Origin of the sequence: Xenorhabdus bovienii, from assembly GCF_024721015.1 — a bacterium.
GTDB classification, from domain to species: domain Bacteria; phylum Pseudomonadota; class Gammaproteobacteria; order Enterobacterales; family Enterobacteriaceae; genus Xenorhabdus; species Xenorhabdus bovienii.
Genome location: NZ_JANAIF010000497.1, coordinates 1 through 231 on the forward strand (window position 1 = coordinate 1; position 231 = coordinate 231).

Genomic DNA, 231 nt, shown 5'->3' on the forward strand with positions numbered 1-231 from the left:
TGATCAGCCATCTCAGCGCTCCTTCAACTTAACGGATGCGTTGTAAACGTTCATCGCCATAGAGATGAGCAACGACGCGGTGAGATAGAACAGCATCAAAAGCAGAACACATTCGATCGCGCGGCCGGTCTGGTTGAGCGTGATGCCCCCCAACGTTGCGGTGATGTCTGCATAACCCACAGCAATCGCCAAGGACGAGTTCTTGGTGATGTTCAGATACTGCGAGATCAG

Annotated in this window: 1 pseudogene; it reads right to left on the reverse strand. The window is 52.4% G+C overall.

The annotated features are described in order from the left end of the window. Window positions 1-12: 12 nt before the first annotated feature. Window positions 13-231 (reverse strand): annotated as a pseudogene (locus NXS07_RS21500) (amino acid ABC transporter permease); the annotation flags it as partial.